The organism is Aquabacter albus (assembly GCF_040049275.1).
Lineage (GTDB): Bacteria > Pseudomonadota > Alphaproteobacteria > Rhizobiales > Xanthobacteraceae > Aquabacter.
In genome coordinates this window covers 316,055-330,793 of record NZ_JBDZDT010000008.1, presented here as the reverse complement: position 1 = coordinate 330,793, position 14,739 = coordinate 316,055, and the positions used below count along the sequence as shown (strand labels likewise).

Annotated in this window: 14 protein-coding genes; 9 read left to right on the top strand and 5 right to left on the bottom strand. The window is 67.7% G+C overall.

The window, feature by feature from the left end:
• The first annotated feature begins 10 nt into the window (after window positions 1–10).
• The 4 genes from ABLE91_RS21675 to ABLE91_RS21660 are packed head-to-tail and all read left to right on the top strand — an operon-like array spanning window position 11 to window position 3,548.
• Window positions 11–1,171 carry a thiolase family protein gene (locus ABLE91_RS21675; protein ID WP_348934207.1) on the top strand — a complete coding sequence of 387 codons (1,161 nt, stop codon included), beginning with the start codon at window positions 11–13 and terminating at the stop codon, window positions 1,169–1,171.
• Window positions 1,168–1,488 (top strand): zinc ribbon domain-containing protein, encoded by a 321-nt coding sequence (locus ABLE91_RS21670; protein WP_348934205.1) that lies wholly within the window; start codon window positions 1,168–1,170, stop codon window positions 1,486–1,488. Before ABLE91_RS21675 ends, ABLE91_RS21670 begins: the two co-directional genes overlap by 4 nt.
• Complete coding sequence (locus tag ABLE91_RS21665; protein WP_348934203.1) at window positions 1,485–2,501, top strand: Gfo/Idh/MocA family protein; 1,017 nt, start codon at window positions 1,485–1,487, stop codon at window positions 2,499–2,501. The genes ABLE91_RS21670 and ABLE91_RS21665 overlap by 4 nt, the downstream gene beginning before the upstream one ends.
• Window positions 2,502–2,549: 48 nt before the next feature.
• Window positions 2,550–3,548, top strand: a complete 999-nt coding sequence (locus tag ABLE91_RS21660; RefSeq protein ID WP_348934202.1) for a Bug family tripartite tricarboxylate transporter substrate binding protein — start codon at window positions 2,550–2,552, stop codon at window positions 3,546–3,548.
• Window positions 3,549–3,554: 6 nt separating this feature from the next.
• On the opposite strand, the gene ABLE91_RS21655 is transcribed toward ABLE91_RS21660, so the two are convergent.
• The 4 genes from ABLE91_RS21655 to pcaB all read right to left on the bottom strand — a co-directional run bounded on the left by ABLE91_RS21655 (window position 3,555) and on the right by pcaB (window position 8,500).
• Window positions 3,555–4,574, bottom strand: coding sequence for a LacI family DNA-binding transcriptional regulator (locus ABLE91_RS21655; RefSeq protein WP_348934200.1), 1,020 nt, complete (start codon window positions 4,572–4,574; stop codon window positions 3,555–3,557).
• Between the two features lie 71 nt (window positions 4,575–4,645).
• Entirely contained in the window at window positions 4,646–6,046 is a 1,401-nt protein-coding gene (locus tag ABLE91_RS21650) for a class II fumarate hydratase (RefSeq protein ID WP_348934199.1), read from the bottom strand.
• 66 nt (window positions 6,047–6,112) lie between these two features.
• Window positions 6,113–7,099: a tripartite tricarboxylate transporter substrate-binding protein gene (locus ABLE91_RS21645; RefSeq protein WP_348934197.1), complete on the bottom strand. Its 987-nt coding sequence runs from the start codon at window positions 7,097–7,099 to the stop codon at window positions 6,113–6,115.
• 72 nt (window positions 7,100–7,171) lie between these two features.
• The gene (gene pcaB / locus ABLE91_RS21640) at window positions 7,172–8,500 is read right to left on the bottom strand and encodes a 3-carboxy-cis,cis-muconate cycloisomerase (RefSeq protein ID WP_348934362.1); all 1,329 of its coding nucleotides are present in this window, start codon (window positions 8,498–8,500) and stop codon (window positions 7,172–7,174) included.
• A gap of 176 nt (window positions 8,501–8,676) precedes the next feature.
• Here pcaB and ABLE91_RS21635 point away from each other — a divergent pair, with 176 nt between their 5' ends.
• Entirely contained in the window at window positions 8,677–9,423 is a 747-nt protein-coding gene (locus ABLE91_RS21635; protein ID WP_348934196.1) for a GntR family transcriptional regulator, read from the top strand.
• 143 nt (window positions 9,424–9,566) lie between these two features.
• Window positions 9,567–10,223, top strand: a complete 657-nt coding sequence (locus ABLE91_RS21630; protein ID WP_348934195.1) for a methyltransferase family protein — start codon at window positions 9,567–9,569, stop codon at window positions 10,221–10,223.
• 91 nt (window positions 10,224–10,314) lie between these two features.
• Here ABLE91_RS21630 and ABLE91_RS21625 read toward each other — a convergent pair whose 3' ends face one another.
• Window positions 10,315–11,205 carry a LysR family transcriptional regulator gene (locus ABLE91_RS21625; RefSeq protein ID WP_348934194.1) on the bottom strand — a complete coding sequence of 297 codons (891 nt, stop codon included), beginning with the start codon at window positions 11,203–11,205 and terminating at the stop codon, window positions 10,315–10,317.
• Window positions 11,206–11,338: 133 nt separating this feature from the next.
• Here ABLE91_RS21625 and ABLE91_RS21620 point away from each other — a divergent pair, with 133 nt between their 5' ends.
• The 3 genes from ABLE91_RS21620 (at window position 11,339) to ABLE91_RS21610 (ending at window position 14,727) form a co-directional block, all read left to right on the top strand.
• On the top strand, window positions 11,339–12,331 hold the full coding sequence (locus ABLE91_RS21620) for a Bug family tripartite tricarboxylate transporter substrate binding protein (protein ID WP_348934193.1): 993 nt from the start codon (window positions 11,339–11,341) through the stop codon (window positions 12,329–12,331).
• A 69-nt stretch (window positions 12,332–12,400) separates the two neighbouring features.
• Entirely contained in the window at window positions 12,401–13,582 is a 1,182-nt protein-coding gene (locus tag ABLE91_RS21615; protein WP_348934192.1) for an alpha/beta hydrolase family protein, read from the top strand.
• Window positions 13,583–13,860: 278 nt separating this feature from the next.
• Window positions 13,861–14,727 (top strand): helix-turn-helix domain-containing protein, encoded by an 867-nt coding sequence (locus ABLE91_RS21610; protein ID WP_348934190.1) that lies wholly within the window; start codon window positions 13,861–13,863, stop codon window positions 14,725–14,727.
• Window positions 14,728–14,739: the final 12 nt, after the last annotated feature.

The following is a 14,739-nucleotide window of genomic DNA, read 5'->3' as shown; positions in this document are numbered from 1 at the left end:
GAAACGCCGAATGGCACAGGGTTTGGAGGCGGCCATCGTGGCCGTCGGCCAGTCGCAATATGTCCGGCGCCCCGAGCCCGACCAGTCGACGCACACCTTCATCCGCGACGCGGTGGTGGCCGCGCTGGCCGATGCCCGGATGGACGCGTCCGAGATCGACGGCTTCGCGGTGACCTCCTTCTCGATTGCGCCCGATGCCGCGGTGGACCTCGCCTGGCGGCTCGGCCTCTCCCTTAAATGGCTGCACCAGGACACCAATGGCGGCTCCTCCGCTCTGAACATGCTGGGCCATGCCGCGCGCGGGGTGCATTGCGGGGCGGCCAGGAACATCCTCGTGGTAGCGGGCGACGCCACCGGGCTCGGCGGCTATGCCAAGATCGCCGCCAACTACAACCGGGCCACCAGCGAGCATCTCGCGCCGCTCGGCCATGGCGGCCCCAACGGGGTCTATTCCCTGGTGACCACGCGCCAGATGAAGGCCTACGGGCTGGAGAAGGCGGACTATGGCCACATGGCCATCGCCCAGCGCGCCTGGGCGGCCAAGAACCCGTTCGCGGTCTATCGCGCCCCGCTCACCATGGAGGAGTATCTCGCCGCGCCCATGGTGGCCGATCCGCTCACCCGCTACGACTGCGTGCCCGTGGTGGCGGGTGCGCAGGCCATCATCGTGACGCGGCCCGATGCGGCCAGGGGGCCGCATGCGCCGGTGCGGGTGAAGGCGATCCGCAACAGCTTCAATTACGACAACCAGGAAGGGGACGGCCTGCGCACCGGCATCTCCACCTTCGCGCCCGAGCTGTGGGATGCCGCCGGCTTCGGGCCAAGCGAGATCGACGTCGCCAGCATCTATGACGACTACCCCGCCATGGTGCTGGCCCAACTTGACGATCTGGGCATGATCCCGGGCAGCGACCTTGCGCGCTTCGCCCGCGAGCGCATCGGCAGGGACCGCGCGCCCATCAACACCTGGGGCGGCATGATGTCGGCGGGCCAGCCCGGCGGGCCGGCGGGCGGGCTCAACGGCATCTCGGAGGCGGTGCTCCAGCTCCAGGGGCGGGCTGGCGAACGGCAGGTGCCCGGCGCGCGGCGCGCGGTCGCCACGGGCTACGGCATGACCATGTATCGCTATGGCGGCACCGCGGCCGCCGCTGTCCTGGAGCGCGCCCCATGATCCCCGGCGTCAATGCCTGGCGTTGCGACGCCTGCAGCACTCTGTTCTTTCCCCGCCGTCTCCTGTGCGCGCGGTGCCACGGCGCGGCCTTCTCCGAGGCGCGGGTGTTCGAGGCCAGAGTGGAAGAGATCACTACCATCCGCCACGTGCTCGGCCAGACCGACTGGCAGCCGAGGCGGCTCGCCAACGTGGTGACGCCCGAAGGGCTGCATCTTACGGTCGGGCTGCTGGACGGGGCGGGGGAGGGCGACGCGATCACTCTGTGCCAGGAGGGCACGGCGCCTTTCGGGCGGCTTAACGGGGAGACTGCGGCATGATCCGCGCGGCAATCCTGGGGCTCGGCCGCTGGGGCCGCTCGCTGGTCAATTCGGTGCAAGGGGAGAGCGCGGACATCCACTTCGTGGCCGCACACACGCCCAATCGTGCGACGGTGGACGCGTTCTGCGCCGAGAAGGGGCTCGCCTTCTGCGAAACCTATGACGCGATCCTCAAGGATGACACCATCGATGCGGTGGTGATCGCCACGCCCCATTCCCAGCATCTGGAGCAGGTGCGCCGGGCGGCGGCCGCCGGCAAGCACATCTTCGTGGAGAAGCCGCTGGCCCTGAACCACGCGGATGCCGTCGCTGCGGCGGAGGCGGCGGAGAAAGCGGGCATCGTGCTCGCGGTCGGCTTCGTGCGGCGCTTCCACCCCTCCGTCTGCGAGGTGCGCAAGCGGTTCCGGGACGGCCGGCTGGGCAAGATCTGCGGCATCGTGGGGCAGCAGACCTCCGGCACCGGGCCGTTCCTGCCCGCCAGCGGCTGGCGGGTCGATCCGCACGAATCCCCTGCCGCCGCCATGACCGCCATCGGCGTGCACCTGCTCGACCACATGATCGAGTTCGCCGGCCGGGTGGCGGGTGTCCAATGCGTCGTGGAGCGCCGCGGCACGGCGGTGATGGACGACACCACCTCCGTGCTGCTCTCCTTCGAGAACGGGGTGAGCGGGCTCTTGTTCTGCTGCCTCTCCACCGGACCCTATTACAATCTTTCCGTCTACGGCACCGGCGGCCATGCCGAGGTGTCGGAGAGCACGCTCGAGAATTTCCGCTTCACGCCCATTCCGGACGCCGCGCCAACGGGTCCGGTGAAGGCACCGCCGCCGGACATCATCAAGCGGCCGGGCTTCGACATGCTCCGCGCCGAGTTGGAGGACTTCGCCCGCGCCATCACCGAGCGGCGGCCCTTCCTGGTGCCCATCGCCGATGTGCTGCACGGCGCGGAGGTCTTCGACGCCATCGTCCGCTCGGCGGAGACACGGCGATACGTCAATCTGCGCGCCCCGGCCTGAGGCGACGCGAGATGCAAAAAGATAAGCAAAAGCTGGAGGACAACGCCCATGAGAAAGCTTGGACATGACCTGAAGTCGCGCTTACGGACCTTCCTTTGTTTCTCCCTCGCCTTGGCCCTGGCGGCGGGGGCTTTTGCGGGCCGCGCCATGGCCGAGTGGCCGGACCGGGCGATCACCGTGATCGTCCATTTCGCGCCCGGCGGGTCCAATGACCTTCTGGGCCGGCTCATCGCCGCCGAATTGACCCCGGTGCTCGGCCAGAGCGTGGTGGTGGTGAACAAGCCCGGTGCCAACGGCGATATCGGCGTCTCCGTCGCCGCGCGCTCGGCGCCCGACGGCTACACCATCCTGGTGGCCTCGGGCTCGGCCCTGGTGAACCCCGCCACCGGCAAGGTGACCTATGATTTGCTGAAGGATTTCGCGCCGGTCGCCTATCTCGGCGCCTCGCCCAACGTGGTGCTCGCGGGCCCGTCCTCCGGGGTGAACACGTTCGAGGAACTGGTGGCGAAGGCGAAGGCCAATCCCGGCAAGCTCACCTATGCGACGCCCGGCACCGGCTCGACGCCGCACCTCGCCATGGAGCTCATCAAGCAGAAGCTGGGCCTCGACATCCTGCACGTGCCGTTCAACGGCCTTGGCCCGGCCATGACCGCGGTGCTGGGCGGGCAGACGGACCTGTCCTCCACCACGGTGGCCGGCGTCATGGGCAATGTGCGCGCGGGCAAGCTGAAGCCGCTGGTGCAGACCGGCACCGAGCGCTGGCCGGAACTGTCCGACACGCCGACGGTGGCGCAGGTGGGCGCGCCCGGCGCCTCCTCCGAGACCTCGCAGATGGTGCTGGTGCCCACCGGCACGCCGCAGCCCATCATCGACCGGCTCACCACCGAGATCCTGAAGATCATGGCGAAGCCGGAGGTGAAGGAGAAGATGCTCACCGCCGGCTTCGCGGTGAAGGGCGAAGGGCAGAAGGAGCTGCGCCAGCGCATGGAGCAGGAGATCAAGATGTGGAAGGAGGTCGCCCAGGCGGCCGGCATCACCCGCGAATGAGCAGCGTCAGGGGCCGGCCGGCGCCGGCCCCGTCGTTCCGCGGTCCACAAGGCGCACCGGCAGCATGACCGCAAGCGGCGCCTGCGCCGCCTCGGCGGGCCCGATCAGGCGCGCGAGCAGGTGTTCGGCGGCCATGCGCCCCATTTCCAGGTTCGGCGGGCAGATGCTCGTGATGTCAGGTTCCGTCGTGGCGCTGAAGCCGACGATGGACATGGCGGCCGGGGCCCGGACGCCGGCTTCGAACATGGCCGCCACCGCGCCCTGCGAGACGATGGTCTGCGGGGCGAACAGCGCGGTCGGCCGCGTGCGCTTGGGCCGGCGCAGCAGATCGGAGACGAAGGCTTTCGCCTGCGCCCGCGTATTGAGGTCGGTGGCGATCACCGCCTCGCCTTCGTCTATTCCGGCCTCCGCAAGGCCCGCCAGGAAGCCCTCCAGCCGCCGGCGGTGGTTCCAGACGTCGAGATCGGAAATCAGGAAGGCGATGCGCCGGTGGCCGAGGGCGGCCAGATGCGCGCAGCCGAGGCGCCCCGCCTCGAAATCGTCCGGCCCCACCCAGGGGTCGACATCCTGCGCCGTGCGCCGGTTCACCAGGAGATAGGGCAGGCCCGCATCGCGCAGCCATTCGATGGCCTCGTCCTTCGCCCGCGCGGTGCCGACCAGGAGCCCGTCAATATGGCCTTCGGCGAGCACGGAGACGAGCTTGCGGCAGCGCTCGGGATTGTCGTCGGTGTTGCAGAGCACGGTGTCGTAGCCGCCGGCCATGGCCACTTCCTCCACCCCCCGGAACATCACCGAGTGGAAGGGATTGGTGATGTCCGGCGTCAGCATGCCGAGGATGAAGGCGCGGCCGGTGCGCAGCGAGCGGCCGATGCGGTTCGGGCGATAGTCGCTCTCCGCCGCCACCTTCAGGATCTGGGCGCGCTTGGCCTCGGAGATGCGCGCCTTGGCGTCCCCGCGCAGGACGCGCGAGACCAGGGACACGTCCACGCCCACCTGTTTGGCTATGGCACCGAGCGTCGTCGCCACGTCGTGCTGTGCTCCCGCGCATGGCCTCCCCACGGAGGCCGGCGACCACTCGGCCATGTTTATGAAGGTTGTCAATGATCTTGGGGGCCGGTCATCCGCCTCGGATCGATCAGGCGGTCATAATCCTCCGCCGTGAGATAGCCGAGGTCCACGGCCGCCTGCTTGGGCGTGATCTTCTCGTCCAGCGCCTTGGCGGTGATGCGGGAAACCTTGTCGTAACCAAGCGTCGGATTGAGGCCGGTCGCCAGGAGCGGCGCGTTCGCCACGTTCTCCTCAAGGCGCGAGTGGTCCACGGCAAGGCCCTCCACGAGCCCGGAGGCGAAGGCGCGCACGCTGTCCGCCTGGATGCGGATTGACTGGAGCACGTTGTAGATCAGGACCGGCTTTGCGACGTTCAGCTCGAAATTTCCCGAAGCGCCTGCCATCGAGACGGTGGTGTGGTTGCCCATCACCTGAAAGGCCGCCTGGGCCACCACCTCAGCAAGGGTCGGATTGCGCTTGCCGGGCATGATGGACGAGGTGAGCCCGTCATGGGGAAAGACCAGCTCGCCGAGGCCGCAGCGCGGGCCGGACCCGAGAAGGCGGATGTCGTTGGCGATCTTGAGGAGCGAGACGGCGATGACGTTGAGCGCGCCGGAAACCTCAACTAGCGCATCATGCGCCGCCATGCCCTCGAACTTGCTGGGATTGGGCGCGAACGCGATGCCGGACAGCGCGCTCGCCCCCTCGCAGAAGGCCGCATCGAAGCCGGAGGGTGCGTTGAGGCCGGTGCCAACGGCCGTTCCGCCCTGCGCCAGGAGGCGAAGGCGCGGAAGCGTGTCCTCGATGCGGGCCATGCCGTGGGCGATCTGCCGCGCGAAGGCGTCGAAGGCCTGGCCCATGGTCATGGGCACGGCGTCCATCAGATGGGTGCGACCGATCTTCAGGACGTCCGCAAACTCGGCCGCCTTGCCCGCGAGCGCCTCGCGCAGCGTGCCGAGCGCCGGCTTGAGGCGCCCGGAAAGCTCCAGGGCGACTGCGATGTGCATGACCGCCGGGAAGCTGTCATTGGAGGACTGGGAGCGGTTGACGTGGTCGTTGGGATGGACCGGCGCCTTGGTGCCCAAAGGCCGCCCGAGCCGCTCATTGGCCCGGTTCGCGATCACCTCATTGGCATTCATGTTGGTCTGGGTGCCGGAGCCGGTCTGCCAGATGGTCAAGGGGAAATGATCGTCGAAGTCTCCTCGGCGCACCTCTTCCGCTGCCGCCACGATGGCCTCGGCGATCACGGGATCAAGCGCGCCCAGGCGAAGGTTCGCGCGGGCCGCGGCGATCTTCTGCAGGCCGAAGGCATGGATGAGGCAGGCGGGGAAGCGCTCCTCCCCGACGGTGAACAGGCCGAGCGCGCGCTGGGTCTGCGCCCCCCAGTAGCGACCCGCGGGAATCTCCACGGGGCCGAAGGCGTCCTGCTCGATGCGGTGAAGAGACGACATATCAGTTGTCCGGTTGGCTGCGGGGCGGAGCAGGGTCCGCCCGCAGCCCGCATGGGTTCGGCGCGACTAGTCCAGCGTGACGCCCGTGGCCTTCACCACCGGCACCCATTTCTGGATCTCGGCCGTCACATGGGCGCGTGCGCCCTCGGGGGTGCGGCGCGCATCGTCGGGAAGCTCGATGCCGAGCTCGGCCAGCCGATCGGCCAGCGCCGGGTCTTCCAGGGCCTTGCGGAGCGCCACATTGAGGCGATCGATGATGGGCCTGGGCGTGCCCGCCGGCGCCAAAAGGACGTTCCAGACCGAGAAGTCGAGGCCCGGCATGCCTTCCTCCGGCGTCGCCGGCACGTCCGGCAGCGCCGCGATGCGCGTGGAGCGCAGGACGGTGATGGCGCGCACCGTATTGCCCCGGATCTGCGGCAGCGCGGTGGTGGAGACGTCCACCATGTACTGGATCTGGCCGGCGATGACATCGTTCATGGCCGGGCCGGCGCCGCGATAATGCACCGGTGGCACGTCGGTGCCGAGCGCTGCATTCAGCATGACCCCGCCGAGATAGGAGGCGGAGCCGACGCCGGCGGTGCCGAAGTTCAGTTCCTTGTCCTTGGCCTTCACATAAGCGATGAAGCTCTTCAGGTCGGTCACCGGCAGGGCCTTGTTGACCACCAGGATTTGCGGGGCATCCCCCATCTCGCCGATGAATTCGTAGCTTGCCACCGGGTCATAGGGCAGCTTGGAGTAGAGCCCGACGCTCGCGGCATGGGTGCCGGCATGGCCGATGAGCAGGGTGTAACCATCGGGCTTAGACTTGGCGGCGCGGGCCGAGCCCAAGGTGCCGCCGGCGCCGCCGATATTCTCGATGACGATGGTCTGCTTCAGGTTGTCCGACATGCCCTTCGCCACGAGGCGGGCGATGGCGTCCGTGGGGCCGCCGGCTGCGAAGGGGACGATCAGGGTGATGGGCCGGTCCGGATAGTCCGCCTGCGCGGCAAGCGGCGAGAAGGCGGCGCTGCCGGCGATGGCCGCCGCGTACAGGGTCTTCGTCAGCTTGAACATGGGGTCTCCTCCAGGTCTTGAAGAATGCGCTCTTAGGGCGCCTCGGATGCAGGTGAAGCGTCCGGCGCCGCCTCAGGCGGCGGTCCGGGCCGCAAGGCTTTTCGTCATGAGGGCGCGATCGACCATGGCGCCGCACAGGCCGAGATAATTGGCCGGGTCGCAGCGGGCCTCGATGCCCGCGCGGCCGCCCAGCGCCGCGACGATCTCAGGGATGGTGGCGAGGCGTTCCGCCAGCGTGCCGCCATTCTCGATGGCCTCGCGGCAGGCGGCATAGACCACGTCATGGGCCTGCTGGCGCCCGAGCTGCGGAGCGGCTGCCATCATCACCGCCTCGGCGACGATGAGACCACCCGTGAGGTCGAGGTTTCGCCGCATGCGGTCCTCATGGACGACGAGGCCAGCGAGCATGAACTTGGCGTGGGCGAGGGAGGCGCCTGTCAGCAGGAAGCTCTCCGGCAGCGCGATCCATTCCACATGCCAGGGGCCGGTGGCGCGCTCGAAATCGTGGATCATGCCGTCCAGCATGGTGGCCACGTGCTGGCGCACGGATTTGGCGGCAGCGAGCATCAGCTCGCTGGAAATGGGGTTGCGCTTCTGCGGCATGGTGGAGGAGGCGCCGCGCCCCGGCACGAAGGGCTCGGAGACCTCGCCGAACTCGGTGGACGCCATGAGCATGACGTCGGTGGCGATCTTGGCGAGGGTGCCCGTGATGAGGCCGAGCAGGCTCGCCGCCTCGGCAAAGCCGTCGCGCGCCACGTGCCAGGTGATGACCGGCTGGGCGAGGCCCAGCTCCTCGCAGTACAGGCGCTGCATCTCCAGCCCCGCATCGCCCACCGAGGCGAGGGTGCCGGCCGCGCCGGAGAACTCGCCCACGAGGATGCGCGGCCGCGCCTGCGCCAGGCGCTCCAGGTGCCGGTCGATGGAAGAGAGCCAGACCGCCACCTTGTAGCCGAAGGTGACCGGGAGCGCCTGCTGGAGGTGGGTGCGCCCCGCCATGGGCGTATCGCGATGCTTGAGCGCCAGCGCCCGCAGCAGGTCCCGCACCGCGCGAAGGTCGCGCTCCACGATGTCGAGGGCGGCGCGCAGCTGGAGCACGTTCGCCGTGTCCATGATGTCCTGGGTGGTCGCGCCCCAATGCACATAGCGCCCGGCCTCCCCGGCCGCCTCCGCAAGCTGGTGGACCAGCGGCAGGATGGGATAGCCGACGATCTCGGTTTCCTGCCGCAGGCGCTCGAAATCCACCTTGAAGGTTCGGCAGGACTCATCGATGGCCGCGGCCGCCGCCTCAGGGATCACACCGAGCCGGGCCTGCGCCCGTGCCAGGGCCGCTTCCGCGTCCAGATAGCGCGCCACCAATGCATCCTCGCTGAACACATCCCGCATTTCAGGGGTGCCGAACATGTCGCGGAACACGGCGGAGTCGAAGACGGTGCTGGCCAAGGCAGTTTCTTCCCATTTATGTTCGTACATAATTCTATGTAGTAACATAAATGACGAGTCAATCTCTTCGCTTGACGCCCATGCGCCTCGCCGCGCTTTGATGCAGGTTCCTGAAACCGGGAGGAGGAGCTAAGGGCTTGGAGACGCGGTACGCCTATGTTGCGCGGGTTCTTACTGAGGCCATCGCAGAGGGCCGCCATCCCGTCGGCTCCGTGCTGCCGAACGAGCTGGACCTTGCCGACCAGTTCGCCGTGAGCCGCTCCACAATCCGCGCGGCCATGCGTGAGCTTCAGGCATCGGGCCTCGTCAGCCGCCGCAAGAGCGCGGGCACGCGCGTGGAGGCCGCCCGGCCGGCGCGGCATGGCGGGGGCTTCGTCCAGACCCTGTTCTCGGTGGAATCCGTCCAGCAGTTCGGCTTCGAGACGGAGCGGCGGATCCAGGACGTGGCGGATGTGGTGGCCGACGATGTGCTCGCCGCCCAGCTCGGCTGCCGCCCCGGCAGCCGCTGGCTCAGGATATCGAGCGTGCGCTGCCTGCCGGACGATGTTTCCGCCCCACCCATCTGCTGGACCGACGTCTATGTGGACGACAGCTACGGCGAGACCATGCGCCCGCGGGTCCGGTCCTATCCGGGCATCTTCGGCACCCTGCTCGAGGAGGTCTCGGGGCGGCGGATCAGCGAGATCCACCAGGACATCAAGGCGGTGGGCGTTCCCGCGCGGGTCGCGGGCGCCTTGAAGGCGGAGGCGGGCGCGCATGCACTGGAGATCCGCCGTCAATACATCCTCAGCCCCGGTTCCATGGCGGAAGTGTCCATCTCCATCCATCCCGCCGACCGGTACAGCTATGCGACGCGCCTCATGCGCCAGCAGCCGGCGCCGTAAGGGCGGCGTTTCACCGGAAGGCCGAAGCGCTCAGGCCTGACGTCTTCTGAAGGCGAGGCGGCACTCCTACATTGAGTGCGGGAGACGGCTCCTCGGCTTGAGGAGTGGTCCCTCAGCTTGTGCCCAACCGGTAGGAGCGGCTTATGACTTCACCCAGGATGGTGGTCGTGGGGCTGGTATCGACCGCCTTGTTCATCGGGCTTGCGGTGCTCGGCTGGAATGGCCCGGCGGCCTTCTTCTCGCACCCCCCGTTCGTCGCGCTCACGATCGTGACCTTCGCCCTCGTCGTGGCGTCGTTCTTCACCTCGGGGAATCTGGATCCCGGCCTGAAGGAGGACCGCTCCAATCGCTGGGTGATCGCGGCGCTCGGCATCCTGGGCATCCTCCTCGCATGGGCGCCTGCTTACACCGATCGCAACGACATCTGGACTTTCGGCGGGGACGGCGTGCGGTGGATCGGTGTCGCGCTCTACGCTATCGGCGGCGTTCTGCGCCTCTGGCCAGTCTTCACGCTCCGCCGACGCTTCAGCGGGCTCGTCGCCATCCAGCGCGATCACCGCCTGGAGACCACCGGCATCTATTCCCTGATCCGCCATCCGAGCTATCTTGGAATGATCATCTTGTCGGCGGGCTGGGCGCTCGCCTTCCGCTCCGGCGTCGGCCTGCTCATCACCGCGGCAATGCTTATCCCCATCCTTGCCCGCATCCACGCCGAGGAAGCCATGCTCTCGGCGCAGTTCGGCAGCGCATATGAGGCCTATCGAGCCCGGACCTGGCGTCTCATTCCGGGGCTGTACTGAGCAGCCTGACCCGGTTGGTCTGGGGGCCGCACGTTGGCAACGAGCGTGGCATCCCCGGGGAGGCGATGAGGTGAGCTCCTTCGCCGCCGCATCAGATCGGCGAGAACAAGCCGGTCTCGATGCAGCGCTCCACTTCCGCCTCGATGGCCGCACGGAAGGCGCGAACGGCCAGGCTCGGCGGCCGTCCCTTCACGGTGGCCAGCATGCGGGAGATGACAAAGCCTTCGATCGGCACGGCCACGAGCGGCTCCAGCGCGTCCGACGTGGACACGGTGGAGCGCGGCAGCACGGCGTAGCCCACCCCCGCCATCGTCAGCTGCGCGGTCGCGCCCACGCCGTCGATCTGCAGCGCCGGGCGGAAGTCGCCGAAGCGCTCCTGGAAGATGCGCCGGAGGCCGGCGGGGATGATCAGAGGCAGCTCCCGCAGCGCAGCCACGGGCACGGGCCCGCCAGCCGTGGGCGGGCTGCCGGGCGGGCACAGAAGCACCGTCTCCTCCCGCATCAGCGGCATGAAGGCCAGATGCTCGTGCATGCTGGGGTCGGACACGATGCCGAGGTCCAGCAGGCCGGCGGACAGGCGCTGCAACACGTCGGCGGTGTTGGTCTCGGCCAGTTCCAAATGTACCTGCGGATACTGCGTGCGGAAGAGCTGCGCGGTGGGCACGTACAGCGCGCGTCCCACGCTCCCGGGCGCCGCCATGCGCACCGTGCCGCGCATGCCGCGGCTGAAGGTGGAAACGTCATTGGCCGCGTTTTCCACCTCACCCAGGATAAAGCGGGCGCGCTCCAGCAGCATCAGGCCGCTGTCGGTCAGCGCGGTGCCGGCGACGCTGCGTTTGAACAGCTCGCCGCCCACGTCCTCCTCCAGCCGGCGCATCTGTCGGCTCACCGCCGACTGCGCCACGCGGAGCAGCGATGCCGCGGCGCTGATGCTGCCGCTATCGGCCACCGTCACGAAGTAGCGCAGCTGCCGCAGATCCACTCAACCATGCCTTTTATAGATGGAAGGGCTCGGAAATATATGCTTTTTCGGGCGCTGCGGACAACTCAGAATGGCTTCAACCGTCGGCTCAGCGCTCTCGTGCTGGCACGGCGGATATAAGGGAGGCTGTTCGATGATTTTTTCCCGCAGACGGGTGAACCGTGCGCTGCTGGTGGTCGCGGCCTGCATGGCGTTCAGTCCCGGTGCCGCAATCGCCCAGGACAAGTGGCCCAGCCGACCGATCCGCATGATCGTGCCGGTCGCCGCCGGGGGCTCGCTAGATGTCGTAGCCCGCATCGTGGCGCAACACCTCGGCGAGGCGCTGGGAACGACTGTGGTCGTGGACAATCGCGGCGGCGCCAACGGCACCATCGGCAACAATCTGGTCGCGAACGCAGCGCCGGATGGCTACACGATGCTGGCGTCCACCGGTCAGTTCACCGGCAGCGCAGTGCTCTACAAAAAGCTGCCCTACGATCCGGTCAAGGATTTCGCCCCCGTCACCCAGATCGCCCGGTCCTACGGCCTCGTGCTCGCCATCAACACTGACGTGCCAGCACAGAACCTGCAGGAATTCATAGCGCTGGCCAAGAAGCATCCGGATTCGATGAATTTCGGCTCCGCCGGCGAAGGCAACATCACCCATTTGGCCGGTGCGCTGTTCAACAACCTGGCTGGCACCACCATCCAGCATGTGCCCTACAAGGGCAGCGGCCCGGCCTTCCAGGACGTGGTTTCCAAGCAGATCACCATGACCTTCGTCTCCACGTCGGGAGGCTTGGGCGCCATCAAGGCGGGGAAGGTACGGCCGCTGGCGATCAGCAGCCCGACCCGCGCTCCCGTGATCCCGGATGTGCCCACCTTCGAGGAGCTCGGCCTGCCGGGCATGAACAAGATCAATGGCTGGTATGGGCTGTGGTATCCCGCCGGCACCCCGCAGGCCATCATCGACCGGGTACAGGCTGCGGTGGCCGGCTTTTTGGCTACGCCCGCCGTCAAAGCCCAGTTTGAAGAATTGGGTTTGATCGCCATGGGCACCACGCCCGCCGAGTTCAGCAAATTCCTGGTGCAGGACCTCGCGGACCAGGGCGAACTGGTGAAGATCGCCAACGTCGAGCCGCAGTAACCAGCCTCTTTCCGTCGGGTTCTGGCTGTCGTCACCGGCGCCGCGGAGCCTGTTTTTCCTCAATCTTCCATGGATGCGAACATGTACCAGTACTTCCCCCAGAACTATACTTGGAGCCTGGCGGTGATGTCGGCGCTGAACCGCGGCGGGCACATTGCGGAGATCGACGAAGCCTGCCGCAGCCTGCATGAGGCCTCCACCAAGAAGGCGCTCGATGGCGACGTGGTGGCCCAGAACGCCTGGTTCGAAAGCTGGTGCAAAATGGCCGAGCGCGTGCAGCGCCTGGCCGAAGCCGACGAGGCCGCCGGCCACCCCCTGTCGGCCGGACGCAAGTATCTGCGCGTGGGCCTCTACTTCCAGCTCGCCGAGCGCATGCCCAGCCACAAGGATCCGCGCCGGCTGGTGGCCTACAAGAAGGGCATCGCCGCCTACGAGAAGGGCCTGAAGCTGCGCAAGGAGCCCATCGAATACGTGCAGGTGCCCTATGGCGACACCACCCTGCCGGCCATCTTCATGAAGGCTCCCGGCAATGGTCCGACACCCTGCATGGTGCACTTCAACGGCCTCGATCTGACCAAGGAAATCGTCTACGCCGCCATCGCCGACGAGTTCCGCCGTCGCGGCGTGTCGCTGCTGATCGTCGACCATCCCGGCGTCGGCGCCGCGCTGCGCCTGCAAGGCCTGACCAGCGGCCCCGACACCGAGAAGCCGGCCGGCGCCTGTGTGGACTATCTGGAAACGCGCAAGGAGATCGACCCCAAGCGCATCGGCATCATCGCCCTCAGCCTCGGCGGTTATTACGCGCCGCGTGCCGCTGCGTTCGAAAAGCGCTTCGCCTGCTGCGTGGCCTGGGGCGCCATCTTCGATTACGGCCACGCCGTGCAAAGCCGCATGAACGGCAACGGCGAACCTTCGGTGCCGGGCTACGGCGAGCACCTCAACTGGGTGTTTGGAAAGGAGAAGTTTGCCGACACGCTGGAAGTGGTGAAGCAGATGAGCCTGGAACACGTGGCCGGCAGCATCACCTGCCCGCTGCTGGTGGTGCACGGGGAGAACGATCGCCAGATCCCGCTGTGGCATGCGGAGAAGACCATCGCAGCCGCGGTCAACAGCAAGGACCGCGAGCTGAAGGTGTTCAGCCTGTTCGACGGCGGCGCGGAGCACTGCGGCGCGGACAACAGCACGATGGTGGTCGACTACATGACCGACTGGGTGGCCGAGCGCCTGGGGGCGGAGGTCTCCGGCGTCTGATGCGCCTGTCGCGGCGCCCCGCTGGTCCTCCAGACTGGGGCGCGCACTCCTGCCGCGGCGATAGCGCATGAGTTGCGCTATCGCCGCTTTTGTATCCGCGGCTCGCGATGATGCCGGGTATTGGCGGGTGGTGAGGACAGGCAAAAGCCCTGAATCCACAGGTCCTGTCACGTTCCACTGCACCGCGGCGCGCGGGCGGGAGCCTCCCTCTAGGAAAAGACGCATTGCGCTCTAAAATGGGAGGTCGGCAAAGGGGCCGGAAAACCGAGTGATTGCTGGTGTCGGACGCGTTGCGCATTGCCCATGGGGATTTCGGACGGGTGGCGCTCTTGGATATGGATCGCAGCCTGGTCCGGCATGCGCATCCCCATTGCCACGTGCTGTTGAAGGTTGACGGGGACGACACCCAGTTCCTGGTCTCGGACCGCGTCGCCAAGCTCACCGACGAGAGCGCGGTGCTGGTGAACGCCTGGGAGCCGCACGCTTATGTGCACAATCCCGCCCGCAAGAATGCGATGATCCTCGCGCTCTATATCGAGCCGGAATGGTTGAGCACGTTCCGGCCGAACTGGGCCGCCAGCCGGGCGCCGCGCTTCTTCGAGAGCTCGAACGGCGAGATCACGCCGCATATCCGCCGCGTCGCTTTGGAACTCGCCGCGCAGATGGTGCACGAGCCCGCTGGCACGAGGCGGCAGGAAAGCCTGCTTTCAGACCTCATGATCGCCGTGATCGAGCGCTTCACCCCCTGGCGCACCGTCGGCGCCTCGCTGCGGGAGATCGCCCTCTCGACCGCCGTGGACTGGCGCGTGCGTAAGGCCATCAGCCTGATGCGGCTCGACCCCACGGCGCCGCTCTCCATCGAGCGGCTGTGCCGGGAGGCGGGCATGTCGCGCGCCCACTTCTTCCGCCTGTTCGAGCAGTCCACCGGCGTCACGCCGCACGTGTTCCTGAACGTGCTGAAGGTCGAGATCGCGGTGGGCGCCATCATCGAGAGCGACGACAGCTTCGCGGCCATCGGCGAGCGACTCGGCTTCGGTACGCCGACCCATTTCACCCGTTTCTTCCGCGACCATTGCAGCGTCGCGCCGCGGGAATTCCGGGCCGTATCGCGGCTCGGAAATGACGCGCTGCAGCAACGGTTTTGAGACTTTCTGGTC

Excerpts from the sequence above, each read along its gene's own strand:
- ABLE91_RS21675 (WP_348934207.1), top strand. The coding sequence starts at position 11 with ATGGCACAGGGTTTGGAGGCGGCCATCGTGGCCGTCGGCCAGTCGCAA.
- ABLE91_RS21670 (WP_348934205.1), top strand. The coding sequence starts at position 1,168 with ATGATCCCCGGCGTCAATGCCTGGCGTTGCGACGCCTGCAGCACTCTG.
- ABLE91_RS21665 (WP_348934203.1), top strand. The coding sequence starts at position 1,485 with ATGATCCGCGCGGCAATCCTGGGGCTCGGCCGCTGGGGCCGCTCGCTG.
- ABLE91_RS21660 (WP_348934202.1), top strand. The coding sequence starts at position 2,550 with ATGAGAAAGCTTGGACATGACCTGAAGTCGCGCTTACGGACCTTCCTT.
- ABLE91_RS21650 (WP_348934199.1), bottom strand. The coding sequence starts at position 6,046 with ATGTCGTCTCTTCACCGCATCGAGCAGGACGCCTTCGGCCCCGTGGAG.
- ABLE91_RS21645 (WP_348934197.1), bottom strand. The coding sequence starts at position 7,099 with ATGTTCAAGCTGACGAAGACCCTGTACGCGGCGGCCATCGCCGGCAGC.
- pcaB (WP_348934362.1), bottom strand. The coding sequence starts at position 8,500 with ATGTTCGGCACCCCTGAAATGCGGGATGTGTTCAGCGAGGATGCATTG.
- ABLE91_RS21630 (WP_348934195.1), top strand. The coding sequence starts at position 9,567 with ATGACTTCACCCAGGATGGTGGTCGTGGGGCTGGTATCGACCGCCTTG.
- ABLE91_RS21620 (WP_348934193.1), top strand. The coding sequence starts at position 11,339 with ATGATTTTTTCCCGCAGACGGGTGAACCGTGCGCTGCTGGTGGTCGCG.
- ABLE91_RS21615 (WP_348934192.1), top strand. The coding sequence starts at position 12,401 with ATGGATGCGAACATGTACCAGTACTTCCCCCAGAACTATACTTGGAGC.